Annotated in this window: 23 protein-coding genes; 14 read left to right on the top strand and 9 right to left on the bottom strand. The window is 70.1% G+C overall.

What is annotated here, in order from left to right:
• Positions 1–22: 22 nt before the first annotated feature.
• Genes IPI43_03975 through coaD form a run of 7 tightly spaced genes read left to right on the top strand, consistent with a single transcriptional unit; the run spans position 23 to position 4,957 of the window.
• On the top strand, positions 23–868 hold the full coding sequence (locus tag IPI43_03975; protein ID MBK7773283.1) for a hypothetical protein: 846 nt from the start codon (positions 23–25) through the stop codon (positions 866–868).
• On the top strand, positions 865–1,905 hold the full coding sequence (locus tag IPI43_03970) for an ABC transporter ATP-binding protein (protein MBK7773282.1): 1,041 nt from the start codon (positions 865–867) through the stop codon (positions 1,903–1,905). The genes IPI43_03975 and IPI43_03970 overlap by 4 nt, the downstream gene beginning before the upstream one ends.
• Complete coding sequence (locus tag IPI43_03965; GenBank protein MBK7773281.1) at positions 1,902–2,705, top strand: ABC transporter permease; 804 nt, start codon at positions 1,902–1,904, stop codon at positions 2,703–2,705. The genes IPI43_03970 and IPI43_03965 overlap by 4 nt, the downstream gene beginning before the upstream one ends.
• 12 nt (positions 2,706–2,717) lie before the next feature.
• Complete coding sequence (locus tag IPI43_03960; protein ID MBK7773280.1) at positions 2,718–3,491, top strand: TlyA family RNA methyltransferase; 774 nt, start codon at positions 2,718–2,720, stop codon at positions 3,489–3,491.
• Between the two features lie 15 nt (positions 3,492–3,506).
• Positions 3,507–3,845 carry a TerB family tellurite resistance protein gene (locus tag IPI43_03955; protein MBK7773279.1) on the top strand — a complete coding sequence of 113 codons (339 nt, stop codon included), beginning with the start codon at positions 3,507–3,509 and terminating at the stop codon, positions 3,843–3,845.
• Between the two features lie 3 nt (positions 3,846–3,848).
• The gene (locus IPI43_03950; protein MBK7773278.1) at positions 3,849–4,427 is read left to right on the top strand and encodes an RsmD family RNA methyltransferase; all 579 of its coding nucleotides are present in this window, start codon (positions 3,849–3,851) and stop codon (positions 4,425–4,427) included.
• Positions 4,428–4,459: 32 nt separating this feature from the next.
• Entirely contained in the window at positions 4,460–4,957 is a 498-nt protein-coding gene (gene coaD, locus IPI43_03945; GenBank protein MBK7773277.1) for a pantetheine-phosphate adenylyltransferase, read from the top strand.
• A gap of 30 nt (positions 4,958–4,987) precedes the next feature.
• On the opposite strand, the gene IPI43_03940 is transcribed toward coaD, so the two are convergent.
• The 4 genes from IPI43_03940 to IPI43_03925 are packed head-to-tail and all read right to left on the bottom strand — an operon-like array spanning position 4,988 to position 10,660.
• Positions 4,988–6,391 carry a hypothetical protein gene (locus IPI43_03940; protein MBK7773276.1) on the bottom strand — a complete coding sequence of 468 codons (1,404 nt, stop codon included), beginning with the start codon at positions 6,389–6,391 and terminating at the stop codon, positions 4,988–4,990.
• 42 nt (positions 6,392–6,433) lie between these two features.
• On the bottom strand, positions 6,434–7,687 hold the full coding sequence (locus IPI43_03935; GenBank protein ID MBK7773275.1) for a DUF1704 domain-containing protein: 1,254 nt from the start codon (positions 7,685–7,687) through the stop codon (positions 6,434–6,436).
• 21 nt (positions 7,688–7,708) lie between these two features.
• Positions 7,709–9,043 (bottom strand): PhoH family protein, encoded by a 1,335-nt coding sequence (locus tag IPI43_03930; protein ID MBK7773274.1) that lies wholly within the window; start codon positions 9,041–9,043, stop codon positions 7,709–7,711.
• Positions 9,044–9,097: 54 nt separating this feature from the next.
• Positions 9,098–10,660, bottom strand: coding sequence for a hypothetical protein (locus IPI43_03925; GenBank protein MBK7773273.1), 1,563 nt, complete (start codon positions 10,658–10,660; stop codon positions 9,098–9,100).
• 78 nt (positions 10,661–10,738) lie between these two features.
• On the opposite strand from IPI43_03925, the gene IPI43_03920 reads away from it, so the two are divergent.
• The 7 genes from IPI43_03920 to IPI43_03890 all read left to right on the top strand — a co-directional run bounded on the left by IPI43_03920 (position 10,739) and on the right by IPI43_03890 (position 18,822).
• Positions 10,739–11,806 carry a potassium channel protein gene (locus IPI43_03920; protein MBK7773272.1) on the top strand — a complete coding sequence of 356 codons (1,068 nt, stop codon included), beginning with the start codon at positions 10,739–10,741 and terminating at the stop codon, positions 11,804–11,806.
• A 118-nt stretch (positions 11,807–11,924) separates the two neighbouring features.
• A complete protein-coding gene (gene dnaK, locus IPI43_03915) occupies positions 11,925–13,817 on the top strand; it encodes a molecular chaperone DnaK (GenBank protein MBK7773271.1) in 1,893 nt (630 codons plus the stop codon).
• A gap of 259 nt (positions 13,818–14,076) precedes the next feature.
• Positions 14,077–14,919, top strand: coding sequence for a hypothetical protein (locus tag IPI43_03910; GenBank protein ID MBK7773270.1), 843 nt, complete (start codon positions 14,077–14,079; stop codon positions 14,917–14,919).
• Positions 14,916–15,932, top strand: coding sequence for a hypothetical protein (locus IPI43_03905; protein MBK7773269.1), 1,017 nt, complete (start codon positions 14,916–14,918; stop codon positions 15,930–15,932). Before IPI43_03910 ends, IPI43_03905 begins: the two co-directional genes overlap by 4 nt.
• A 91-nt stretch (positions 15,933–16,023) precedes the next feature.
• The gene (locus IPI43_03900) at positions 16,024–16,521 is read left to right on the top strand and encodes a hypothetical protein (protein MBK7773268.1); all 498 of its coding nucleotides are present in this window, start codon (positions 16,024–16,026) and stop codon (positions 16,519–16,521) included.
• 199 nt (positions 16,522–16,720) lie between these two features.
• The gene (locus IPI43_03895) at positions 16,721–18,040 is read left to right on the top strand and encodes a porin (protein MBK7773267.1); all 1,320 of its coding nucleotides are present in this window, start codon (positions 16,721–16,723) and stop codon (positions 18,038–18,040) included.
• Between the two features lie 32 nt (positions 18,041–18,072).
• The gene (locus tag IPI43_03890; GenBank protein MBK7773266.1) at positions 18,073–18,822 is read left to right on the top strand and encodes a hypothetical protein; all 750 of its coding nucleotides are present in this window, start codon (positions 18,073–18,075) and stop codon (positions 18,820–18,822) included.
• A 73-nt stretch (positions 18,823–18,895) separates the two neighbouring features.
• Here the strand turns inward: IPI43_03890 and IPI43_03885 are convergent, their stop codons facing one another.
• The 5 genes from IPI43_03885 to IPI43_03865 all read right to left on the bottom strand — a co-directional run bounded on the left by IPI43_03885 (position 18,896) and on the right by IPI43_03865 (position 24,409).
• Positions 18,896–20,497 carry a sigma 54-interacting transcriptional regulator gene (locus tag IPI43_03885; GenBank protein MBK7773265.1) on the bottom strand — a complete coding sequence of 534 codons (1,602 nt, stop codon included), beginning with the start codon at positions 20,495–20,497 and terminating at the stop codon, positions 18,896–18,898.
• A 79-nt stretch (positions 20,498–20,576) separates the two neighbouring features.
• Complete coding sequence (gene cysA, locus IPI43_03880) at positions 20,577–21,623, bottom strand: sulfate ABC transporter ATP-binding protein (protein MBK7773264.1); 1,047 nt, start codon at positions 21,621–21,623, stop codon at positions 20,577–20,579.
• The gene (locus tag IPI43_03875) at positions 21,620–22,519 is read right to left on the bottom strand and encodes a sulfate ABC transporter permease subunit (GenBank protein MBK7773263.1); all 900 of its coding nucleotides are present in this window, start codon (positions 22,517–22,519) and stop codon (positions 21,620–21,622) included. The genes cysA and IPI43_03875 overlap by 4 nt, the downstream gene beginning before the upstream one ends.
• Positions 22,506–23,342, bottom strand: coding sequence for a sulfate ABC transporter permease subunit (locus IPI43_03870; protein ID MBK7773262.1), 837 nt, complete (start codon positions 23,340–23,342; stop codon positions 22,506–22,508). Before IPI43_03870 ends, IPI43_03875 begins: the two co-directional genes overlap by 14 nt.
• Complete coding sequence (locus IPI43_03865) at positions 23,339–24,409, bottom strand: sulfate ABC transporter substrate-binding protein (protein ID MBK7773261.1); 1,071 nt, start codon at positions 24,407–24,409, stop codon at positions 23,339–23,341. Before IPI43_03865 ends, IPI43_03870 begins: the two co-directional genes overlap by 4 nt.
• Positions 24,410–24,770: the final 361 nt, after the last annotated feature.

Here is a 24,770-nt window from a genome sequence, read left to right as displayed (position 1 = left end):
CACACAAGCTCGCTGACCACGCATGTCCATTCGCGACCTCGGATACCGCCCCTACGACGGCGAGCGCCACCCTGCAGAGAAGAACACGTGGGTCATCCTGCGGCACTCGCTGGGCCGCGCTTGGCGCTCGTGGATCATCAAGCTCACCCTGCTGTTCTCGTGGATCCCGGTCATGGGCTTCATCCTGGCCAGCCGCGCCGCCAGCCTCTTCGCGGACGGCGGGCCCGACGTGGTGTTCGACCCCAACCCCTGGCACGACTGGCTGCTGCACGTGCAGTGGCTCAGCGCCGCGTTCGTCATCGCGCTCGCCAGCGGGGCCGGCGCCATCGCCTATGACCTGAACCACAACGCCTTCGCGTACTTCTTCTCGAAGCCGGTCACGGCCGCGCAGTACCTGGTGGGGCGCATGGGCGCCGTGGTGGTGCTGTGCCTGCTGGTCACGCTCATGCCCGCCGGCCTGTTCACCGCAGCCATGCTCGCGCTGGGCGAAGGCACCGTGAAGGACAACCTGGTGTCGTTCGCGCGTGCCACCGGCGGAGCGGTCATCATCTCGGTCATGATGGGCGTGTGCTCGGTGGGCTTCTCGGCGCTCAACCGCAGCCGCGCCTTCACCTTCAGCGCGTGGGTGCTGCTGTTCTTCGTGCCGTGGGGCCTGGCCACGCTGGTGCAGCTCGTGTCGGAGTGGCCGTGGCTGCGCCTGGCCGCGTTCCCCCTGCTGGTCAGCGACCTGGTGGACGCCGTGCTCGACCAGACCACCGAGGAAGAGATCGTGCGCTGGTACCACGCCGCCCCCATCGCCATCGCGCTCACGGTCGGCTCCGTGGCCATCGCGTACAACCGCATCCGCAACGTGGAGGTCATCGCGTGACCGCCCAGAAGACCAGCGCCACGCGCACCGCCGAGGCCAACGTGCCGAGCGACGCCCCCAGCATCCGCGCCGTGCAGCTCACCAAGTGGTACGGGCAGGTCACCGCGCTGCAAGACGTGTCCTTGCACCTGGGGCCCGGCATCTGGGGCCTGCTGGGGCCCAACGGCTCGGGCAAGACCACCTTCCTGCGCTTGGCGGCGGGCCAGCTGCGCCCCAGCCTCGGCAGCGTGCGCGTGTGCGGCGCCGCTCCGTTCGCCAACCCCGAGGTGCTGCGCCGCGTGGGCCTCTGCCCCGAAGCCGACGCCATGTACGACGAGCTCACCGCCCTCGAGCAGGTGTCCGCCATGGCGGAGCTGAGCGGCTACACCCCGAAGGAAGCGCGTGAGCGTGCCGCCTATGCGCTCGGCGTGTTCGGCCTGACCGACGCCATGGAGCGCCGCGTGGGGGGCTACAGCCGCGGCATGCGGCAGCGCACCAAGCTGGCGCAGAGCATCGTGCACGAGCCGGACGTGCTGATCCTGGACGAGCCGCTCACCGGCACGGACCCGCGCAGCAAGCAGGTCATCCTCGAGGCCCTGCGCGACCGCGCGGCCGCTGGCGCCGTGGTGCTGTTCTCCACCCACGTGCTGCACGAGGTGGAGGCCCTCACCGACCGCGTCATGCTCATCGCGCGCGGCCAGCTGGTGGCGCAGGGTGAGGTCGCCGAGATCCGCGACCTGCTGCACGAGCACCCGCACCACGTGCACGTGCGCTGCGAGCGCCCGCGGGAGTTCGCGAGCCTGGTGCTGCGCGCCGACGCCTCCGTGGCCAGCATCCAGATGCACTCGGACGCGGTCACCTTCCGCACGGCCACGCCCGACCAGACCTACGCCAAGATCGCGGAGGTGGCGCTCGAGCACAAGCACCCCATCGAGAGCATCACCAGCCCGGACGCCACGCTCGAGGCGCTCTTCCACTACCTGGTGGAGCGCGGCTCCGCGGGAGCCGGCACCGGCGCCGACGCCGCCGTGGGCGCCGCCAAGGCGGTGGGCGCGTGAGCACCGCCAACACCGAGCAGAAGCCGCGCCACGTGGTGCCGCCGGTGCCCTCGCTGGGTGCGTCCATCACCATCCACGCGCGCCTGCAAGCCCTGCGCTTGCTGCGCGGCGCCAAGCTCAAGCTGGCGCTGGCCGCCACGCTGCCCATGGTCGCGGCGGTGGGCATCGCCGCCAACCTGGGCGACGACGCGCTCGACACGCTGCGCAGCGGCTACCGCCTCGCGCTCTTCGGCCTGCTGGGGTACCTGCTGCCGTTCTTGTTCGCGTCGGGCGCCATCTCGGAAGAGGTGGAGTCCCGCACGTTCACCTACCTGGCCTCTCGCCCGGCCAGCCGCCTGGGCATGGTGTTCGGCAAGTGGCTCACGGGCGTGGCCTTCTCGGCCACCCTGCTGGGCGGCGCGGCCATCCTCATGCACATCAGCGCGCTGGCGTCGTCCCCCACGCTGTTCGTAGACGAGCTGCCGCTGCTGGGCCGCACCATCGGCGCGCTCACGCTGCTGTCGGCCGGCTACTGCGCGCTCACCATGTTCTTCGGCGCGCTCATCCCCTCGGCGGCGGGCCTGGTGGGTGGCCTCTACCTCGCCATCATCGAGTTCATCACCGCCACGCTCGGGCCCGGCCACTTGCCGCTGCTCACGCTGCACCACCACACGCTGCTGCTGAGCGGCGCCAACCCGGACCTCGAGCCCGTGGTGCGGCTGTCGGTGGCGCTGGCGCTGGTGCTGGCCTTCACGCTCATCTGGCTCGGCCTCGCCGCGCTCGCCGTCGTCCCGCGCGAGTTCCGCGAAGGCTCGGCCTGAGCCCAGGCGGCCGTGCCGAAGACCCGCGTCGACGTCTTGCTGGAGCAGCGTGGGCTCGCTCCCACGCGCCAGAAGGCGCAGGCCCTCATCCTGGCGGGTGTGGTGTTCTCGGGCGACCGCCGCATGGACAAAGCCGGCGAGAAGCTCGATGACGAAGCCCCGCTGAGCGTGAAGGGCGAGGACCACCCCTTCGTGTCGCGCGGCGGGGTGAAGCTCACGGGCGCGCTCGACGCCTTCGCCTTCGACCCCGCGGGGCACGTGGCGGCCGACTTCGGAGCGTCCACCGGCGGCTTCACCGACTGCCTGCTGCAGCGCGGCGCCACGCGCGTGTACGCCATCGACGTGGGCTACGGGCAGCTGCACCACAAGCTGCGCGAGGACCCGCGCGTGGTGGTGATGGAGCGCGTGAACGCGCGGCACCTGGTGGCGGGGGCGCTGCCCGAGCCCGTCTCGCTGGTGGTCATCGACGCCAGCTTCATCGGGCTCGAGAAGCTGCTGCCCGCGGCGCACGCGCTGCTGCGCGATGGGGGCGACGTGCTGGCCATGGTGAAGCCCCAGTTCCAGGTGGGGCGCGACCAGCTGGGCAAGGGCGGCGTGGTGCGCGACCCGGCGCTGCGTGCCGCCGCCGTGGAGGCCGTGGCGCGCGCCGCCCGGGCGCTCGGCTTCGAGGAGCGCGGCCGTGTGGACGCGCCCATCAAGGGGCCCAAGGGCAACCAAGAGGCCTTCCTCTGGCTGGTCAAGACGGGCCCCGCGCCTGGAATTGAGACCACCCCCGGCGAAGCCTGATAGGCTGGCCGCAACGTGACGCTGGACGATCTCGAGCCCCACGAGCGCCTCGCCTTCGCAGGCCTGGTGCGCATGATGGTGCGCGCCGACGGGGTGCTGTCCCCCGCGGAGAGCGCGGCCCTCAGCACGCTGGCGCGCGAGGTGGGCAGCATGCGCTTCTGGCGCTGCATGACCGAGGCCCAGCAGGCCCTGCCCGACATGGAGGACCTGAGCGACGCGGCGCGCAACGTGGAGCGGCAGCCCATCCGCGAGTGGATCTACGAGGTGCTCATGGGCATGGCCGCCGCCGACGGCAACATCGGGGACTCCGAGGGCCGCATGCTGGACTGGCTGCGGGCGCTCTGGGGGCTCTGAGCCGTGCGCATCGTGGGTGGCACGCTCGGTGGTCGACGCTTCGACGGCCCGCCGTCGGACCTGACCCGGCCCACGTCGGAGCGGGTGCGCGAGGCGCTGGCGTCCGCCCTCGACGCGCGTGACGCCATCCGTGATGTGCGCGTGCTGGACCTGTTCGCGGGCACCGGCGCGCTGGCCTTCGAGGCGCTCTCGCGTGGGGCCACCGACGCCTGCCTGGTGGAGCGTGACCCGCGCGTGGTGAAGGCCGCGCAGCAGAGCATCGCGGCGCTGGGCCTGGGCGAGCGCTGCGTGGTGGTCCGGGCCGACCTGGGCGCCCCGCTCGCCTCCCTCGAGCGCAGCCTGTTCGCCACGCTGCGCGCGCGCGGCCCGTTCGGCCTGGTGTTCGCGGACCCGCCGTATGCCGACATCGAGCGAGTGCCCGCGCTGCTGGACGCCCTGGTAGAGCGTGACCTGCTGACCCGTGACGCGACCGTGGTGCTCGAGCACCGGCACGCCCAGCCCCCCGGCCCTTGCACGCTACTCGCGTCTGCGGCGGTCTACCGCTATGGTGACACCGGTGTGCGCCTCCTGACGGTGACCTAGGTCACCACCCCCTTCGCAAGGCTCTCTGACGCATGACCCACGCCATCTACCCCGGCTCGTTCGACCCGATCACCAACGGGCACATGTCCATCCTCGAGAGCGGGCTGGTGTCGTTCGAGCGCATCACCGTTGCGGTGCTCAACAACGAGAAGAAGCAGCCGCTGTTCTCCGTGGAAGAGCGCATCGAGATCACCCGCTCCGCCATCGAGATGCGCGGCCTCGACACCTCGCGCATCGAGATCGACTCGTTCGATGGCCTGCTGGTCAACTACTGCCAGCGCAAGAACGCCACCGTCATCCTGCGCGGCCTGCGCGCCGTGGCCGACTTCGAGTACGAGCTGCAGATGGCCAACATGAACCGCCACCTGAACGACGAGATCGTGACCACGTTCATCATGGCCAACGACGCGTACTTCTACGTCTCGTCGAACCTCTGCAAAGAGGTGTGCAGGTTGGGCGGCGACGTCTCCAAGCTGGTGCCGCCGCCCGTGGACGCGAGGCTCCTGGCCAAGCTCAAGCCCGGCAAGTAGGGCGGCTGCAGGTCCACGGGGCGCGAGCCATCATGGCAGCACCCGCATCAGGGTCAGCGGCCGTCCATGGCGAGTCACACCGAGGAAGGTGGTGAAGTCCGGTCCGAAGCGGCCATGGATGGTTCCGAGTGTGCCCGGCTCGTTGGCGGCCGCGTCGAGCGTGATGGCGCCTTCGCCCTGCATGCACCGGAGTTCGGCGCGTGCAGCGTTCGTGAGCGCGCCACCGAGCTGGAGTGACTCACGTTGGCCGTCGAGCCGCAGCGCCGCGTAACCAAGCGTACCGACCCAGGCGCCCGTGAGCGTGCAGCGCGGCGACTCTCCGATGACGAACGTGGCCTCCCAGACACTGCCGCCCAGAGAGTCCGCCACGCGCAGTCTCTCGCCCGCCACATCGAGCTCGAACACGGGATCCGTGTCCTCCAGCGAACTGTTGCTGTCGTGCACGCTCGGAAAGGCGCGCTCCCCGCGGATGACCGTGTCGCAGCGGTTGTAGCCACTGGTCTCCGCGCCGTAGACCAGCACCTCGCCGCAGCGGAGCTGGACGCGACAGGAGTGCCCCGCGCCTCCGAGAGTCTCCGGGAGGACCACCAGCTCGCACTCGCGCGCCGTGAACGGCAACGCGCCCGCGTGGCTCGCCAGCGTCGCCGCCAGCCGCCAGCGCGCCTCGGGGGCCTGGGTACGGACGCTCGCGTCCACGGTGTTCGGGATGCCTCGATCATCCACGGCCATGCGGAGATCGAAGGGCGCGGCTCCTTCGGACCACACGCGGAGGTGGCCACGTCGCGCGTCCAAGGTGATCTGCGCGCGCGGACCCGTACGCTGTCCCGTCTCCGAGTACTGAACGAGGTAGACCTCGCCGACCGCCGTGGATCGCATGCTCGCCTGCGCGGAGAACGAGGTCGCCGCAACGCCGAGCTCTGCCCGCGAATCGTAGACCAGGGCCTCGAGGCAGCGCACGCGCAGGCCGTCCACCTCGGTGCCGCGAACATTGGCTTCGACGACGCAGCCCGACCCCGCTGGCACGTCCGGGCGGCCAACGCTCGACAAGACCGTGGCGGCGAGACGCACCGCGAGAGACGGGATCGGAGGCGGCAATGCGTGGGGCGGGCTGGCGGGCGCGGGCGCAGCTTGCACCGCGACCTGCGACGGCGTGGTGTCGTGCGAAAGAGTCACGAACATCCCAGCGCCCATGGCGATGACGCACGCCGCACCGAGTGCTGCCGTCAGCGCCACTCGGTTGGGCTGCGGTCGGGCCTCGGCATCCCCCGCGAGGCGACGAAGCCGCGTCACCTCGCGCCGCAGCTGCTCGAGCTCAGCCTCGTCGCGTTCGTCCTTCCGCTCGCTCGTCTCGAGCTTCTCCCTCGTCGCGGCGAGCTCCCTCTCCAGGACCTCTTTGTGTGCGCGCAGCGCTTCGCGGTCGTCTCGGAACGCCATGCGCGTCAGCATACGCTCGAGGCATGCGAACGACGCGTACTTCTACGTCTCGTCGAACCTCTGCAAAGAGGTGTGCAGGTTGGGCGGCGACGTGTCCAAGCTGGTGCCGCCGCCGGTGGACGCGAGGCTCCTGGCCAAGCTCAAGCCCGGCAAGTAGGGCGGCTGCAGGTCCACCCAGCGCTCGCGCGCCAGCCACTCGAGCTCGGGCAGGTCGTCGAGGCCCACCTTGCCGATGCGCATGCGCTCGATGGTGCGCGGTGCCGTGCGCAGGGCCCGCCGCACCCGCAGCCAGCTGCGCAGGTAGACCACGTCGCGGGCCACGCCGCCGCCGCGGTAGGCCCGCTCGCACAGCACCACGGCGCGGTCCGGCGAGAAGCCGTGGTCATGGTGCAGGCGCCGCGCGGCCTCGGCGAAGCTGGCACCCTCGTGCACCCAGTCGGTGGTCAGCACGCGCGCCGCGAGCGCCCGCAGGCGGTTACTGTCCAGCAGGCCGGCCTCCTCTTCGAGCGTGATGCACATGCCCTCTTGGTCCGCATAGGCGCCACCGGTGCCCAGCGCGAAGATGCCCAGCGGCTGCGCGCGGCCGTTGAACGCAGCCACCAGGTGGCCCATGACCTCGTGCACCACCAGGCGGCGGGCCTCGCGCTCGCCAAACGCGCGGTCGGCGATGAACATGGTGCGCTCGCCCGCGGCCGCGCCGGACACCAGGTGCTTCTCCACGCGGATGCGGATGTCGAGGTCCAGCAAGCGCGCCGCGCGCCGGGCCAGCTCGGCCAGGCTCCCACGCCCGGTGGCGGGCACCACCTTCTCCTCGGGCTCGGGGGGCGTGTCGGCCAGCAGCCGCTCGGCCAGCTCCCGCAGCGTGGGCCCCCCGGGCAGCTCGGCGAAGGCCGGCTCGCGACCGTCGCCGTAGCGCTGCCGCGCGATGGGCCGCAGGCGCCGGGGCACCCCCACGTTCTCGAGCAGCTGCAGGTCCAGCGCCAGCTCGCTCAGGCGCCGCTGGTACATGCCGGCGGCGGGCACGTCTTCGGCCAAGCGCGTGAGGCGCTCCACGCGGCGGCGCGCGTCCACGCGTGACTCAGGGCTCACGGCGGGAGGCAGCTCCCACTTGGGCTCCGCGGGCTTCCCAGCCGCCAGCGCCTCGGTCAGGCGCTCGCGCTCCGAGGCCGCGTTCACCGGGGTCACGAAGGCCAGCAGGCGGTTCTCGCGCAGCACGCGCCCCAGCTCGTCGTCCAGCTCCACCTGGCGGGCGTCACGCGTGCGCAGCGCGGCCCGGCCCACGTTGGCGGCCGTCACGGCGCCTCCACGGTGCGCGCCCTAGAGCAGCTGCGTGGCACGCTCGGCGAGCTCACTGCGCTCCCCCTTGGTCAGCGTCACGTGCGCGCCGATGCGCTCGTCCTGGAAGCGCTGGGCCACGATGGTGAGGCCGTTGCTGGCGGCGTCCACGTAGGGGTTGTCGATCTGGTAGGGGTCGCCCGTGAGCACCACCTTGGTGTTGGCCCCCGCGCGCGTGATGACCGTCTTCACCTGGTGCGGCGTGAGGTTCTGCGCCTCGTCCACGATCAGGTACTGGCTGGGCAGCGAGCGCCCGCGGATGTAGGTGAGGGCCTCCACCTGGATGACGCCCGCGGCCACCAGCTCCGTGTAGTCGCGACCGTCGGTCATGCGCCCGCGCCCGGACGTGAAGATGTACTCGAGGTTGTCGTAGATGGGCTGCATCCACGGATTGAGCTTTTCCTCCACGGTGCCCGGCAGGAAGCCGAGGTCACGCCCGAGAGGGAAGATGGGGCGGCTCACCAGCATGCGGCTGAAGGCCCCGTCGTCCACCACGGACTGCAGCCCCGCCGCGATGGCCAGCAGCGTCTTGCCCGTGCCGGCCTTGCCCACCAGCGTGACCAGGTGCACCTCGGGGCGCAGCAAGAGGTCGAGCGCAAAGTACTGCTCGAGGTTGCGCGGGCGCACACCCCAGCAGCCCTGCTTGCCCACGCGCAGCGGCGTGAGCGCGCCCAGCTTGGCGTCGTGCACGCCCAGCGCCGTGTGCTTGGGCTGACCGCGCTCGCGCAGCACCACGCCCGCGTTCGGATGCAGCCGCGTGATGTCCGTGTCGTCGCTCAGCCGCGTGATGTCCACGTTCTCGCGCGCGGCCAGCGCGTTCACCAGGTCGGCCGAGGTGTCCACCGTGACGATGCCGCTGTACAGCTCGTCGATGTCGATGCGCCCGCCCTCGTAGTTCTCGGCGCGCAGGCCCAGCACGTCTGCGCGGATGCGCAGGTTGGAGTCCATGGTGATGAACACCACGGGCTGGTCCGGCGAGGCATCCCGCAGGTCGAGCGCGGCCTGCAGGATGGCGTTGTCCATGGCCCCGTGGCCACCGCGGCGCGGCTCCACCTTGGGCACGGACACGCGCAGCAGGCCCCCGGTCTCGCGCAGCACCACACCGGCTTGCAGGGAGGCCCCCTCCTGCGCTCGCAGCTCGTCCAGGATGCGGACGATGGTGCGGGCGTTGCGGCCCAGCTCACTCAGCTCCTTCTTGAACTGGTCCACCTCCTCGATCACGAAGATCGGGATGACCACCTCGTTCTCCTCGAACTTGTAGATGGCCAGGGGATCATGGAGGACGACATTGGTGTCGAGGACGTAGGTTTTTTTCACGTGCAGCCCACAGGCTACCACATGGGTTCTGGCCCCGTGTGTGGCGAACGCGGGTCACTCGGGGGTGCGCACCTCGTAGAGCGACCACGCTCCGGCGCCCTCGGCGCGCGGGTCCACGTGAGCGATGCGCGACACGGTGGGGCTCGGCGGCGGGGCGCCCCCGTTTCGAATGATCACGTAGTCCCACGACCGCAGGTTGGAGTGCATCCACCAGCGGGCCGTGCGCACCGTGGGATAGCCACGCCCCGGGGCGTATCCAATTGGATTCACGGAGTACATGGCGAAGCCACCCCCCGAGAAGCCGTCACGCTGCGTCTGCACCAGCCCGTTGCACGCGCTGCACACGGGACGGCGCACGAAGTGCGGGGCGACCGAGTGCTCGCACACGCGCAGGCAGTCCACGCGCGACCCCATGGGCACCTGCTCCAGCAGCTCCATCAGCGGGTCCAGCTCCTCGGCCTGAAAGCGCGCCACCTCCTCGCGCAGGTGCACCCCATAGGCCAGCACCGCGAGCACGGCGCACACCAGCACCCCAGCGCCGGTGCGGCTCAGCACCTTCACGCGCGGGAGCAGCGCCACCAAGAAGAGGAAAGGCGTGATCAGCCGCGAGTTGATCTCGGTGTTCTTGATGTTGCTGGGGAGCAGGAACGCCGTGACCCCCACCACGATGACCAGGGTCAGGAGCGCGTGCTCCCGCACCCTCTCGCGCAGCGGAGCCCCCGCGCTCACGGGCTCGCTCGGCGCCGCCGTGGCCATGAGCACCAGCCAGAGCGCGCCCAGGACCAGCGCCAGGTACGTGTCCGTGCCGTCGGTCAGGATGTCGTGTCCCTGATGAATGAACCACGTGATCCGGCCCGTGGCCGACGCCCACGTGGCGTGCTCCTGCACCACGGTCAGCAGGCCGCCGCTGAACATCTCGCCCTGGCCCGTGTGTTCCGTGGTCCACGACAACCAGATGGCGAGCGGCGGCAGGAACGCCAGCACCGCCACCCACTGGCGCAGCCGAGGCGCCGACGCCACGAACGCCACCGCGCCGAACAGCATGGCGAACACGAACCCCACCCCGTGCACCATGCAGGCCCCCAGGTTCGCCAGCAGGATCCCGAGCAGCGGCCAGCGGTCCTCCCGCACAGCGGCCCAACGGCCGAACGCGGCGCTCGCCAGGATGAAGCCATACGAGAACACGTAGTGGAGCACGCCGAGGGCCATCATCCCGCCCCACAGCCCAGGGAGGCACAGCACCACCAGCCACGGCGACCGGTCGAACGCGCGGGCCACCAAGCACAGGCCCAGCGAGCAGAGCGCGAGGGCCACGCTCAGGTAGATCTTGAGCGTGATCAACGGCGTGACCGTGGGGTACAGCCAGGCCGCGAGCCGAGCCGGCGCCCGCTGGGCCGACCACTCGGTGTGGAGCACGAAGTTCGTGGCCGCATTCGGCAGCTCGTCGTAGCGCGCCCAGACGTCCGCCATGATGAGCTGGGCGCCGAAGTCGGTCATGGGCGGGAAAACCGCGGTCCAGATGGGGACGATGAACACGGCCGTCAGCCCGGCGATCACCACGTAGGGAGCGACGGCCAGGAGGCGGTCGCGTCGCGAGGGTGGCGCCTTTGGGTCCATGCGGCGGGAGATCTAGCAGATCTGCGCCGCGCCCGAGTTCCTATCCCTTTCTTGCCGGGAGGACTTATGGTGCGGCCCGTGACGGCGCTCTCGAAGCTTCCCGACGTCTACAAGCGCATCATCGTCGCGGCCGGCGTGCTGACCTTCGTGATCATCGCGGGCACCACCTCCTATCACGAGGTGGGCGCGGGCCGCTGGTCGTACTTCGACTGCTTCTACATGACGGTCATCACGCTCTCGACCGTGGGCTTCGGCGAGACGCTGCCGGGCATGGCCGGGGTGCACGAGGCCCGCCTGATCACGCTCGCCCTGATCGTGGCCGGCAGCGGCACCCTGCTCTACTTCATCTCCAACCTCACCGCCCTGATCGTCGAAGGCGATCTCCAGGGCCTCCTCCGCAGGCGACGCATGGAACGCGCGATCGAACACCTCCAGAACCACGTCATCGTCTGCGGCATCGGCACCACCGGGCGGCACATCGTCCGGGAGCTCAGCACGGCGGGCACCCGCTTCGTGGTGGTGGACACCAACCGCGAGCGCATCGAAGAGATGGTCGAGCACATGGACGGTGAGCTGCTCTACATCCTGGGTGACGCCACCGACGACGCGGTCATGGAGCGCGCGGGCATCACCCAGTGCCACGGCATCATCGCGGCGCTCAGCGACGACCGCAGCAACCTCTTCGTCACCATCTCGGCCCGGGCGCTGAACAAGACCGCCCGCATCGTGGCCAAGGCCGTGGAGGCCAGCACCGAGCGCAAGCTCTACCGCGCCGGCGCCGACTCGGTGGTGTCCCCCAACTACATCGGCGGCATGCGCCTGGCCAACGAGATGATCCGCCCGAAGACGGTGGAGTTCCTGGACCGCATCCTCCAGGACCGCGACGGCAACCAACTGCGCATCGAGGAGATCGCCATCCCCGAGGGGTCCAGCATCTTCGGGCGCACCCTGTCGCAGACCCGCATCCGCAACACGGGGGCCCTGGTGCTGGCCGTCCACCAGCCGGACGGCACCTACGTCTACAACCCCAAGGGCGACATGGTCATCGTCAAGGGCAGCGGCATCGTGGTGCTGGCCGACGAGGGCGCGCTGACCCTCCTGCACGACGCCCTCGACCGCAACGTCCTCACGCATTTCGCGGGCTGAGGCCGCTCACGGTTGACCGCGGGGGCGACGTGGTTAAGGTGCGCCGTGGCTGCTGGCTGCCCCTCGGACCCCCGAGGCGCGCGGCCCTTTACCAAACAAATCAGAGGAGTTAGCGACAATGGGCAAGATCATCGGCATCGACCTCGGCACGACCAACTCCGTCGTCGCGGTGATGGAGGGCGGCGAGCCCAAGGTCATCGTCAACGAAGAGGGAGATCGCATCACGCCCTCGGTGGTGGCTTGGGACGACCAAGGCGAGATCCTCGTCGGGCAGATCGCGAAGCGCCAGTCCGTCACCAACCCCGAGAACACGGTCTACTCGGCCAAGCGCTTCATCGGGCGCCGCTTCGAGGAGCTGGCCTCCGCGGACACCAACCGCATCCCCTACAAGGTGCTGCGCCGCAAGGACGGCGGCGTGGGCGTCCAGATCCGTGACAAGGAGCTGGCTCCCCCCGAGATCTCGGCGCACGTGCTGCGCAAGCTGAAGCGGGCCGCCGAGAACTACCTGGGCGAGACCGTCACCGAGGCCGTCATCACGGTCCCCGCGTACTTCAACGACTCGCAGCGCCAGGCCACCAAGGACGCGGGCCGCATCGCCGGTCTGGACGTCAAGCGTATCGTCAACGAGCCCACCGCGGCCGCCCTGGCCTACGGCCTCGACAAGAAGACGGACCACATCATCGCGGTCTACGACTTCGGTGGCGGCACGTTCGACATCTCCATCCTCGAGGTGGGCGAGAACGTGGTGGACGTCATCAGCACCAACGGTGATACCCACCTGGGCGGCGACGACGTCGACGACAAGATCATCGACTACCTCATCGCCGAGTTCAAGAAGGACACCGGCATCGACGCGAGCTCCGACAAGATGGTGCTCCAGCGCCTCAAGGACGCGGCGGAGAAGGCCAAGATCGAGCTCTCCAACAAGCTCGAGACCACGGTCAACCTGCCGTTCCTCACGGCCGACGCCTCGGGTCCGAAGCACCTCAACATCCGCATCACGCGCGCCAAGCTCGAGCAGATGATCGAGGACCTCATCCAGCGCACGCTCACGCCCGTCAAGAAGGCGCTGGCGGACGCCAACAAGACCGCAGCCGACATCCAGGAGGTCGTCCTGGTCGGTGGCTCCACGCGTATCCCGCTCGTGCAGGAGACCGTGAAGAAGTTCTTCGGCAAGGAGCCCAACAAGGGCGTGAACCCGGACGAGGTCGTGGCCCTCGGCGCGGCGGTCCAGGCCGGCGTGCTCTCCGGCGACGTGAAGGAGATGGTGCTGCTCGACGTGACCCCGCTCAGCCTCGGCGTCGAGACGCTCGGCGGCGTGATGACGGTCATGATCCCGCGCAACACCACCATCCCCACCCGCAAGGAGGAGACCTACTCCACCGCGGACGACAACCAGACCCAGGTGGAGATCCACGTGCTCCAGGGTGAGCGCGCGGAGGCCAAGCAGAACCGCACGCTCGGGCGCTTCAAGCTCTCGGACATCATGCCGGCCCCGCGCGGCATGCCCAAGATCAAGGTCACGTTCGACATCGACGCGAACGGCATCTTGAGCGTGGCGGCCAAGGACGAGGCCACCGGCAAGGACACGGCCATCACCATCACGGCCAACTCCGGCCTGAGCGAGAACGACATCGAGCGCATGGTCACCGAGGCCGCCGCGAACGAAGAGGAAGACAAGAAGCGCCGCAACGCGGTGGAGAACCGCAACAAGGCGGACCAGCTCTGCTACGGCGTCGAGAAGGCGCTGGTGGACCTCAAGGACAAGGTCCCGGCCGACAAGCTGGCGGACATCGAGAGCAAGGTGGCCAGCCTGCGCAGCGCCATCGAGGCGTCCGACAACGACCGCATCACGTCGGGCATCACGGCCCTCGAGGCGGCCATGAGCGACATCGCGCAGACGGCCTACGGCCCGAGCGGTGCCCCTCCCGGTGCCGGCGGCGCGGCGGCCGGTGCCAGCGCGGGCGCGGACGACGACGTCATCGACGCGGAATTCGAAGAGACCGAGTGAGCGTAGTGCTCGCCTGATGGGCGAGTGACAGGAGAACGGCGGGTCCCAGCTTGGGGTCCGCCGTTTCTCGTTGGAGGGCGTGGGTGCCCGCGAACTTTTCGCGCTGGCTGGGGTCTGACGGGGGATGCAAGTCTCGGGACCCCGCATGCGCGCTCTCTGCGTGCTCACGACCTTCTGCGCGCTCGGCTGCGGGCCGGCAGCCCATCCTGTGCGACCCGCAGCATCGAGCACGCGTGCACCCGAAGGAGATGGGAGACAGGTGCCGCGTCTGCCCCGCGTTCACGTAGAGGTCTTCAGCAAGCCTGTTCCAGGCGGGTACGTCGTGGGGCTCCACGTCCACAACCGCGCCCTGCGCGCGTTCGTGATCGCGCCGAGCTTCGGCTTCCACGAGCTGGACGTGTTCCGCGCAGGCGACGGCGGTGCGGCGTCCATCGACGCGTTGCGCTGGGAAGAGCTGCCATCCGCGCCACTCGACGTCAGCGAATCGGAAGAGGAGCTGAGAGGCGTACTGCTGCGCCCCGGCGAGGACACGCGACTGGTCTCGGTGGTCGTCACCACGCCCGACTTGGTGGCGCTCGAGGGCACGCTGGGGATGTTTCTCTTCCCCGCTGCGCGGCCATCGGCCGTCACGCTGCGGCGCTTCCGCGTCGAGGTTCCCCTGCCTCACGACAAGGGGGCCGCAGTGGGCCCAGCTGCCTCCGGGTCGCCGCGCGTGGAAGCGGGCTACGTCTTCGAGTCCAATGGGCAGCACGCCATCGGGGTCCGGGTTCGCAACACCACCGCGGCTCCGGTCGTGCTGTCCTTCGAGAGCTGGCTCTTGGCGACGTCCATGAGCTTCCCCGACGGATCGTTCACCCTGACCATGCGAGGCCGTGGGTACACCTGCTCCTGGCGCCCCACACCGACCATGTGCACGGGACTCGCGGGCGTCATGTTGGCCCCCGGCGAGGCCGCGACGCTGCTGGCCGAGGCGAACCTGTGTGAGCAGGACGGCCTCGGACCGATCGAAGTCGGCTACGAGTTCGGGGCGCCTGGCCTGCCTTGCCAGGGCGACACATGGCTGCGGGGCGAGTTCACCGCAGATACACTGCCGATCGAGTGACCATCACCTCTTCCATTCGTCGCGCGTCCCTGTGGCTGTCCCGCGCGTGCATCCTGGTCTCCATGGGCAGCGCGCTGGGGTGCGCGGCCACGCCGCCCATGGCGGTGGCCCCAGAAGAGCGGGACGTCACGGAAGCCACCACCGAGGCGGTCCACATCGAGCGCGGGCTCGAGGTGCAGGGCTTCATGGAGGCCCTCGCGGGCGGGTACATGGTGGGCGTCCGCGTGCGCAACGTGGGCCCGAGCGACCGGGTGGTGCTCACCGGCGAGTCGGCGTTGCGAGCGGCCACGTTCGTGGACTCCGAGGGAGAGGAGACCCTGCGCCTCGGCACGGCCGACGACGCCCCGCCGGCGGACACGTCGTGCATGCCCATGGACGGTGTGCTGCTGCGGTCCGGAGAGGAGCTGCGCCTCACGCGCGCCTTCGAGGAGTCCGTCCCGCAGGTGGCCGCGCGGGGCGAGTTCGAGCTGCACGTCACGCGGCCGGGTGGCGTGCGCCCCATCATCGTCCGACGCGTGCGCTTCGAAGTGCCTCTCACCGGAACGGCCCCGGAGCTGGGGGGCCCCATGGCGCCGCTGCCGGTGGACGCCAACGCCGCGGGGCTGGTGGTGCAGGAGCCGGTGGTCCTGGTGTCGGCGGAGCACGTCTACTTCGCCGGCGTGCGCCTCGCGAACCGGGGCAGCGCGCCCGTGGTGGTGCCGCTCTTCGGGCTGCTGCACGCGGCGGCCGACTTCGGCGAGGGCGACATGTTCCCCTTGATCGGGCGCGGCACGTCGTTCGGGTGCCCTCATTGTGGGCCCGGCCTCGGCCCGAGCGTGTGCGACTACCTCGAGGGCGTGCTGCTGTCGCCGGGGGAGGCCATCACGCTGGTGGCGGACCTCGAGCTGGACGCCGCCCCACCGCCCGGGCCCGCGCGCGTGGCCTACCTGCTGGACGCCTACCCGCTCGGCTGCGGGGGCGTGGCGCTGAACATGAGCGGCAACTTCACGGCCGAACCTCAGCCTTTCCAGTGATTCCCGGCGTGAGTGCCGTGATGCGCTCGACCCCCCTAGATCTGGCCGAACAGCAAGCGTACTTTGAATCACCTTTTACCAGGGGGATATCATGCGTCTAGTCAATCTGTTCGGTTGCTCTGCGTTCGCTGGTCTCGCGCTCGTCGCCGGGTGCGGCGGGTCCATGATCCACGGAGGTCGCACGGTCGGTGCCGACCTCCCGCTCGACCGTCAGACGGCCAGCTACACGCTGGCAGGCTGCGTCGACGGGGAAGGCGCGCCGCTCGAGGTCTCCGACACCGCGGCCGCGGTCACCTATCACATCATCCCGGGCGAGGCGGGGCCCGAGCTGCTGCAACGCAACCCCGGCGAGGACGGTTTCCTGATCTCGAACAGCTGGGACGAGGCTGACGGCCGGCACTACTTCTGGTGGGGCCTCGGCGTGGGGATGGAGTACGTGGTGCCGGCGAGCGGGCCTGCGCTGCGCCGTGAGTACGTGCGTCCGGGGGGCCGCACGGAGCCCCTCGGACGGAACGCGCCGCCCGGTGGTCACGGGTCCCCCCGCCGCCACGTGCACGCTCACGCCGGCGGGCTGAGCCTGGTGCCCTGACCACGCCTCACGGCCTCGCCAGCGTATTTGCTGGTTGCGCGATAATCCGTGTCGGGTAACGGATGCTTGCTGGCTGGTGTCTGGAAAAACCGACGAATTCGCTGGCACGTTCCCTGCTCTGGCGGCCGCGAGGACTTTCCAACCCATGCCCATCCCTTGCTCAGTTGCGCCTTCGAGGCGTGCTTCGGCAGCGTCCATCGTGGCGTTGCTCTACTCGCTCCTGACGGCTCCGGTCAGCGCCCAACCCGCGGGGGGCGACACGGCCGAGCCCTCCGTCACGGGGGGCGCGGCCGAGCCTGCTGCAGAGTCCGGTGCGCCGGCTCCGGTGGCGGACGTCCCGCCTGTCCAGCTCGCGTCGGAGCCGGCCGCTGAAGCCGAGGTGCCTGCCTACACGCTGACCGGCGCGCAGGGGTCGGGCGTCACGCTGACCGTGGGCGACGTGTTCTCACTGAACGTCCGCAGCCGCATCCAGCTGCGCTACCAGCTGAGCATCCCGAACGAGGACGCGATGGGCGATCGAGACCTCGACCAGCTCGTCAACATCGGCACGGCGCGCCTGTGGTTCTCGGGGCACATCCGCGTGCCCGAGCTGACCTACATGATCCAGCTGGCCGTGGCCGGGCGCGACTTCCGCGATGGCGCCATCTCGCCCATCTTCGATGCCTACCTGGACTGGAAGGTGCACCGCGACTTCAGCCTGCGCGCGGGCCAGTTCTTCGTGCCCTTCGACCGGCTGCGCACCGTGCGCGAGTCGGGCCTGCAGATGGCCGACCGGCCGCGCCCCGTGCTGGAGCTCACGCTCGATCGCGACGTGGGCGTGATGCTCTACTCGGACCACTTCCTGGGCGACGAGTCACCCGTGGCCTGGCGCGTGGGCGTCTTCGGCGGCGGCGGCACCAACCTGAGCCTCGGTCGCGAGCCCGGCGCCCTGCTGGTGGCGCGCGTGGAGCTGCGCCCGCTCGGCGACATCGACGACGACACGGAGGGCGACCTGAAGCGTCGCGCGCAGCCGGGCCTCGCGCTCGGCGCCGCCTTCGCCGCCAACCTCAACACCAACCGCTCGCGCAGCACCACGGGCACCACCTTCACGGGCGGCACCACGGACTACGTGCAGGCCGCCCTCGACCTGGTGTTCAAGTGGCGCGGTTTCGCGCTGCAAGCCGAGTACATCTACCGCGGCGCTTCCAACGACCAGATCCTGTCCACCGACGACGACGGCAACCCCGTGGTGGAGTACACGCGTTCGGGCCACGGCTGGATCCTGCAAGGGTCCTATGTGTTCGACCCGCCCTTCGAGCTGGTGGGGCGCGTCTCACGCTTGTACGCGCTGAGCGGCACGGCGCCCGCGTACATCAGCGAGGTGGACACCCGCGGCCTCGAGATCGCAGCCGGCGCCAACTACTACTTCAACGACCACAAGCTGAAGCTGCAGGCCGACTGGATTGCGCGCATGCCTCCGGGCGCCGAGTTCGGCCGCGCCGACCACGTGGTGCACCTGCAGCTGGACATCACGCTGTAGGCGGAGCGACAACCCTGGGCATGCTGGTCTCGATGTCCACTTGCCCCAACTGCGGTGCGCCCGTCTCTGGCAAAGAGCCGGCCCGACATGCCATCTGCATCTACTGCAACGTGAGCCTGACGCTCACCTCCGCGGCGGCAGAGCTCGCACCCGCGACCTTCGAAGCGCAAGCCGTGGCGGGCGAGGAGATCGAGCGGGTCAAGCAGCTGGTGTTCGACGACAAGCGCGACGAAGCCATCGCGCTCTACGCCCAGCTGGCGTCCGTGCCGCGCGACGAAGCGGAGCGGGCGGTCTCGAACCTGCTCCTCTCGAGCCACCTCGAGCTCGTCCGCCACCTGCCGATTGGGCTCTCGGGTGTGGCCTTCCACCTCGTCTGGATCGGGCTCGCCGCAGGGCTCTCCGGGTGGGGGGCGGCGAACGCGAGCGAGTCGTGGCGATACGCCGTGCTCGGCGTCCTCACTGGGCTGCTCGCGCTGTATCGAATCTACATGCTCCTGCGCCACCTGCGGGCCACGTACACCTCCGAATTCGGCGCGCTCGGGCGTGGGCGGGTGCTGCGGCGCGCGGTGGTGCGTGAGCGCAAGGAGCGCGACGAGTACTACATCGTGGTCCTGTTCGAGGTCACCCCCGACGACGGCAGCGCCGCCTTCATGGACCAAGAGACGCTCTTCGTGGGCTCGCCGACCTTCGCGAAGCTAGCGCCCGGCAACGTGGTGCGCGTGCGCTACGACGGCGCGCGCGAGCACGTGTACCCGAGCGCGCCCGTCACCGTGATCTCCTAGCGGTTTCGTCACCGTCGCCGTCGCCGTCAACCTCCACGTTCACGACCGTGGAGCGACGCTCTGACCCGTCTGACTACTCCTGCGCCGGCTGCCCGTCGGCCCCGCGGTACTTCTGCCACTCGAGGCCCAGCTTGCGCATGCGCGCGCGCAGCGTGTGCGGGTTGATGCCCAGCACCTTGGCGGCGCCGAAGGGGCCCTCGATGCGGCCGTGGCAGGCTTCGAGCGCGCGCTCGATGTGCTTGGCCATGGCGTCGTCCAAGCTGGTGATCTTGCCGGGCGGAGCGGCTTGCTGTGCGGGTGGGCGTGACGTGTCGGTGCGCCCCGGCGTGGGCCGCGCGGGCGGCGCCTCCGTGGAGGACCCGAGGGCGGTGCGCAGCTCGAGGCGGCGGCCGTTGCCCAGGATGGCGGCACGCTCGATGACGGCCGCCAGCTCGCGCACGTTGCCAGGCCACTGATAGGTGTGCAGCAGCTCGATGTCCGACGCCGTCAGCGTGAGCGGGGCTCCGCCCAGGCGCTTGCCCGCGCGGTCGGCGAAGTGCGAGGCCAGCACTTGGATGTCCTCGGTGCGCTCGCGCAGGGCGGGCAGGCGCACGGGGAACACGCTCAGGCGATACCAGAGGTCTTCACGGAACGTGCCCTCGGCCACCATGGTCTCGAGGTGCCGGTGCGTGGCGGCCACGATGCGCACGTCCACGCTGATGGTCTGCGTGCCGCCCACGCGCTCGAGCGTGCCGTCTTGCAGCACGCGCAGCAGGCGCACCTGGGCGGCCAGCGGCAGCTCGCCGATCTCGTCCAGGAACAACGTCCCGCCGTCGGCGCGCTCGAACCAGCCCTTGCGCGTGGCTACCGCGCCCGTGAACGAGCCGCGCTCGTGGCCGAACAGCTCCGAGTCCACCAGCTCCGAGGGGATGGCGCCGCAGTTGATGCGCACCACGGGCCCCTTGGACCGCCGCGAGCGCGAGTGGATGGCGCGCGCGATGACCTCCTTGCCGGAGCCCGTCTCGCCCAGCACCAGCACGGGCGCATCGGTCTTGGCCACCTGCTCCACGCGCTGCATGACGTTGGACAGGCCGCCCAGCTCGCCGATCACCACCTCGCTGATGTCCTGCCGCTCGAGGCGCGACAACAGCGCCTCGCGGTCCGCCTCGAGGGCCTCGCGCATGCGTGCCAGCTCGTGCAGGCGCAGGTCGTTCTCGAACGCCACGCCCAGCGGCCACGCGGCCGGCGCGAGGATGTCGAGGTGGTCGTGGCCGACGTTCACCTCCGGGTCCACCAGCAGCAACGCCACGCCCACCGGCTTGCCGCCCGCCGCGAGCGGCATGGCGATGACCGTGCCCACCACCGTCTTGGGCACCAGCGCCTCGGCCAGGAAGGGCTCCCGGCGCGACACGATGGCCAAGCGCTTCTGGTCCAGCAGGTGCGTCAGCTCGCGCGCGGCCACGCGGTCGAGGTCCGTGCGCGAGGGCCAGCGCTTGCGGGCGTCGGCCTGCGCGTCACCGTGCTCGGCCGTGCCCATGGCCACCGTGGTGAGCCGCAGTGGGTCCAGGTCGAGCCGCCGAATGACCAGCGCCACCACCGGCACGTGCTCGGCCAGGATGTCGAACACGCGCTGAACGGACTCCTCGAGCTCGAGGTGCTGGCAGACCTCGCGCCACAGCTGGGACTCGAGACTCATGTCCGGCTTTCCTGGCTTGCGAGCGCCCATTCACGGAAACGTGACACTCGGGCGCTGGATTTTCCATCATATTTCACGGCTACACCTGGGCTTGCGCGGTTTCCACGGGATAGGTGCGGGCGCTGGTGACCTCCACAGCAATCCGCGAGCCAGGCTCGATCCCCTTGAGCAAGCTGCTGCGTCGGGGGAACTGCGCGACGATCGGCCCGGCCCCGTCGAGGGTGGCGTGGATGCGGACGCGGTCGCCCAGCGTGACCACGCGCTCCACCGTCGCGATGCCCTGGTCGTCACGCCAGAACTTGAGGTCGTACGACCGGATCACCAGGCGCACGGGCCCCTCGGCGTGCTGGCCACGCAGCGGTGCGTGCAGCTCGCCCACCACCGCCTTGCCGTCTTCCACCACGGACGCGAACACGTTCACCTCGCCCACGAAGCTGGCCACGAACTCGGTGGCCGGCTCGTCCAGGATCTCGGTGGGCGTGCCGCTCTGCTCGAGCCCGCCCTGATGAATGACCAGCACACGGTCCGACACGGCGAAGGCCTCGTCCTGGTCGTGCGTCACGAAGATGGACGTGACGCCCACCTCGTCGTGCAGGCGTCGCAGCCACTGGCGCAGCTCCTCGCGCACCTTGGCGTCCACGGCCCCGAAGGGTTCGTCCAGCAGCAGGAGCTTGGGCTCGGGGGCGAGGGCACGCGCGAGCGCCACGCGCTGCCGCTGACCACCGGAGAGCTGCGCGGGGTAGCGGTGCTCGAGGCCGCCGAGGCCCACCAGCTGCAAGAGCTCGCTGGCGCGCTTGGCGGAGATCTCTTTGGGGACCTTTCGCACGTCCAGCCCGAACGCCACGTTGTCGCCCACGGTGAGGTGCCGGAAGAGCGCATAGTGCTGGAACACGAAGCCGATGCCGCGGCTGCGCGCGTGCACGTGCGTGGCCTCCTCGTCGTCGAACCAGACGCGCCCCGAGTCGGCGGACTCGAGCCCCGCCAGGATGCGCAGGATGGTGCTCTTGCCGCTGCCCGAGGGGCCCAGCAGCGCGACCAGCGAGCCGCTCTCCACCTCGAAGCTGACGTTGTTGACGGCCACGAAGCTGCCGAAGCGCTTCGAGAGATTTTCGACTCGGATCCTCATGTGCCTGCCTTGCCTGCCGTCGCCGGCTGCCTACGACTCTTTGCGAACTCCAACACCAACAAGAGGGCGACGCTGACCACCGCCAGGACCATCGCCATGCCGTAGGCGCCCGCGAGGTGGCGCTCTTCGATGGCGTCGTGGATGAAGGTGGTGGCGGTCTGGGTCTGCCCCGAGATGCTGCCGCCCAAGACCAGCACGGCGCCGAACTCGCCCAGCGTGCGCGCGGCCGTCATCAGCAGCCCGTAGCCGAGCGCGAGCCGGATGTTGGGCAACGTGACGCGGAAGAAGGTCTGCCACGGAGACGCGCCCAGCGTGGTGGCGGCCTCCTCTTCGCTCGTGCCGATCTCCTCGAGCACGTAGGCGATCTCGCGCACCGTGTAGGGCAGCGTCACGAACAGCGTGCCGATGACCAGGCCGGGCAGCGAGAACACCACCTTCAGGCCCAGCGTGGTGAGCGCCGGCTCGAAGAGGCCGTCGCGCCCCACCAGCAGCAGGAAGCCGAGCCCGATCATGACGGGCGACACGGCCAGCGGCAGGTCGAAGAGGGCGCTCAGCAAGCGCCGGCCCGGGAAGCGGTGCCGCACGATCACGATGGCGCCGAGCGTGCCCACCACGGTGTTGACGGCCAGCGCGATGACCACGAGCAGGAACGAGCGTTCGAGCGCCGAGAGCGCGTCGGGCGTCATGACGGCCTCGAAGGCGGGACCGAAGCCCACCTTCGCGGTCTCGACCACCAGCGCCACGATGGGCGCCAACAGGATGACGCCGAGGTACGCGAGCACCACCGCAGCCAGCGTGAGCTGACCCAGGATGGTGCGCGGCCGCGACACCGTGGGCAGGGCGGCCGTCGTGGGCACGGGCGTCATGCGCAGGGGCTCTGCATCAACGCGCTGCATCGCGAGCTCCCGTGTGCTCTTCGAGGTAGCGCGCCACGCCGTGCAGCGAGAGCGCGAACACCAGCAGCACCGTGGACACGGCGGCGGCCGCCTTGGGGGCGCCGCTCTCGATCTCGCCGAAGAGGAAGACCGGCGCCGTGAGCGTCTCGAACGGGATGTTGCCGGCCACCACCACGATGGAGCCGAACTCACCGAGCGCGCGGCCCAGCGAGCGGATGCCGCCCGAGATGGCGGCGGGCATGATGGCCGGCAGGAACACCGTGCGGAAGGTTCGCCACGGACCGGCGCCGAGCACGATGGCGGCCTCTTCTTCGGCGGGGTCGATCTCGGCGAGCAGCGGCTCCACCGCGCGCACCACGAAGGGCAGCGTCACGAACAGCAGCGCGATGACGATGCCGGGGGGCGCGAAGATCACCTCGAAGCCCCAGGCCTCGAAGCGCTCGCCCGCCACCGAGGAGGGGCCGTACAGGATGGCCAGCATGACGCCGGCAACGAGCGTGGGGACGGCCAGCGGGAGGTCCACCAGGGCCGAGAGCAGCGCGCGACCCGGCAGGGGGTAGCGCACCAGCACCCAAGCCGTGGCGGTGCCGAGGAAGGTGTTGAGCACGCCCACCAGCACGGCGGTCCACAAGGTGAGCCACAGCGCCGCTTTCGCGACGGGCGCCGTGACATGCTGCCAGAAGGCGTCGAAGCCGTCGGCGAACGCGACGTGCACGATCACCACCAGCGGGATGGCCACCAACGCGATGGCGTAGGACGCGACGCCGAGGCGCAGCGCGCGCTCACCGCCACTCGGATGGAGCGCGTGGCTGGGGGTGCTCATCGGTTCTCCTGCTGCCCGCGCGCGAGCGCTTGGTCGTAGACGCCGTTCTCGGCGAACAGCAGGCGCTGCGCCTCGGCCCAGCCGCCCAGGTCACGGATGGTGAAGAGGTCTTCCACCGCGGCAAAGCGTGCTTGCGTCTCGGTGGCCACGCTCTCCACCACGGGGCGCAGGCCGTGCTGCGCGAACACGCGCTGCGCCTCGGGCGTGGTCAGGTAGTCGATGAACGCCTGCGCCACCTCACGCGTCCCGTGGCGGTCCACGTTCGCGTCGACGATGGCCACCGGGTTCTCGATGAGGATGGTGGAGCCGCCGGTCACGTACTCGTAGTCGCGGCCGTCGGCGCGGCCCACCAGGATCTCGTTCTCGTACGTGATGATGGCGTCGCCCACGCCGCGCTCGAAGGTGAGCATGGAGTCGCGCGCGCCGCGGTCCATGATCTTCACGTTGCGCAGGATGTCCGCCAAGAGGCCGATGGCGGCGGCGCGGTCTCCCGCAGGCACGCCAGCATGCCCGCGGATCGCAGCGCCGTAGATGGCGAGCACGTTCCACATGGCGCCACCGCTGGTGCGCACGTTTGGCGTGAGCACCTCGATGCCGGGGCGCGCCAGGTCCTGCCATGTGCGGATGTTCTTGGGGTTGCCGGGGCGCACACCGATGACGACGACGGAGCGCGTGACCATCCCGTCGTGCTCGCCCGCATGCCAGTCGTGGCGGATGAGCCCACCCTCACGCAGCAGCTCGATGTCGGGCTCGAGCGAGAGCGCCGCGACGTCGGCTTCGAAGCCACCAAGGATGGCGCGCGCTTGGGCGCCGCTGCCGAGATAGGACTCGCGGATGGTCACGTCGGCGCCACCGGCTGCGCGGTGGTGCGCACGGAACGCGGGCAGGATGTCGCCGTAGGCTTCGCGGGGCGTCGTGTACGCGCCGAGGGTGATGGTGTTGCCCTCGGTGGCAGCGGCCTCGCTGCTGCTCGAGCCGGAGCAGCCGAAAGCGAGGGCGCCCAGGGTCAGCAGGAAGGGGAGGACACCCGCGGGAGCGCCGGATAGACTAAACGAAGCGGTTGGCATGGCCGGGCGCTAAGCACGGCTTGTGCCAGCGAGATGCGCCGAGAATCCCGTGTGATTTCAGGGGTCCACTGGAGACATCCTCAGGGCACCCGCTCTGGCAACGGTAAATCCAGCAAATACCACAGCCCGTGACATTTCACGGAAACGTCGTGATCGCGCTCCGGTTGGGGGCTCACCGCCGGACCGTGGGCCCTGTCGACGAGTGCCCGTGAAGTAAGCTGGCAAGCCCGTGATGGAGCTGTGTGGCCCGTGGCGATCGCTAGGCGGGGCGGGGCTCGAGACGCGCGCACCAGCACTGAGTCGTGCTCGAAATGTGAGCCATATCAGGGGTTTGAAGTGGTGCATCAGCACGCGTCGACAT

The organism is Sandaracinaceae bacterium (genome assembly GCA_016706685.1).
Classification (GTDB): Bacteria; Myxococcota_A; Polyangia; order Polyangiales; family Houyiibacteriaceae; genus JADJJE01.
This window is presented reverse-complemented; position numbering and strand designations above follow the sequence as displayed.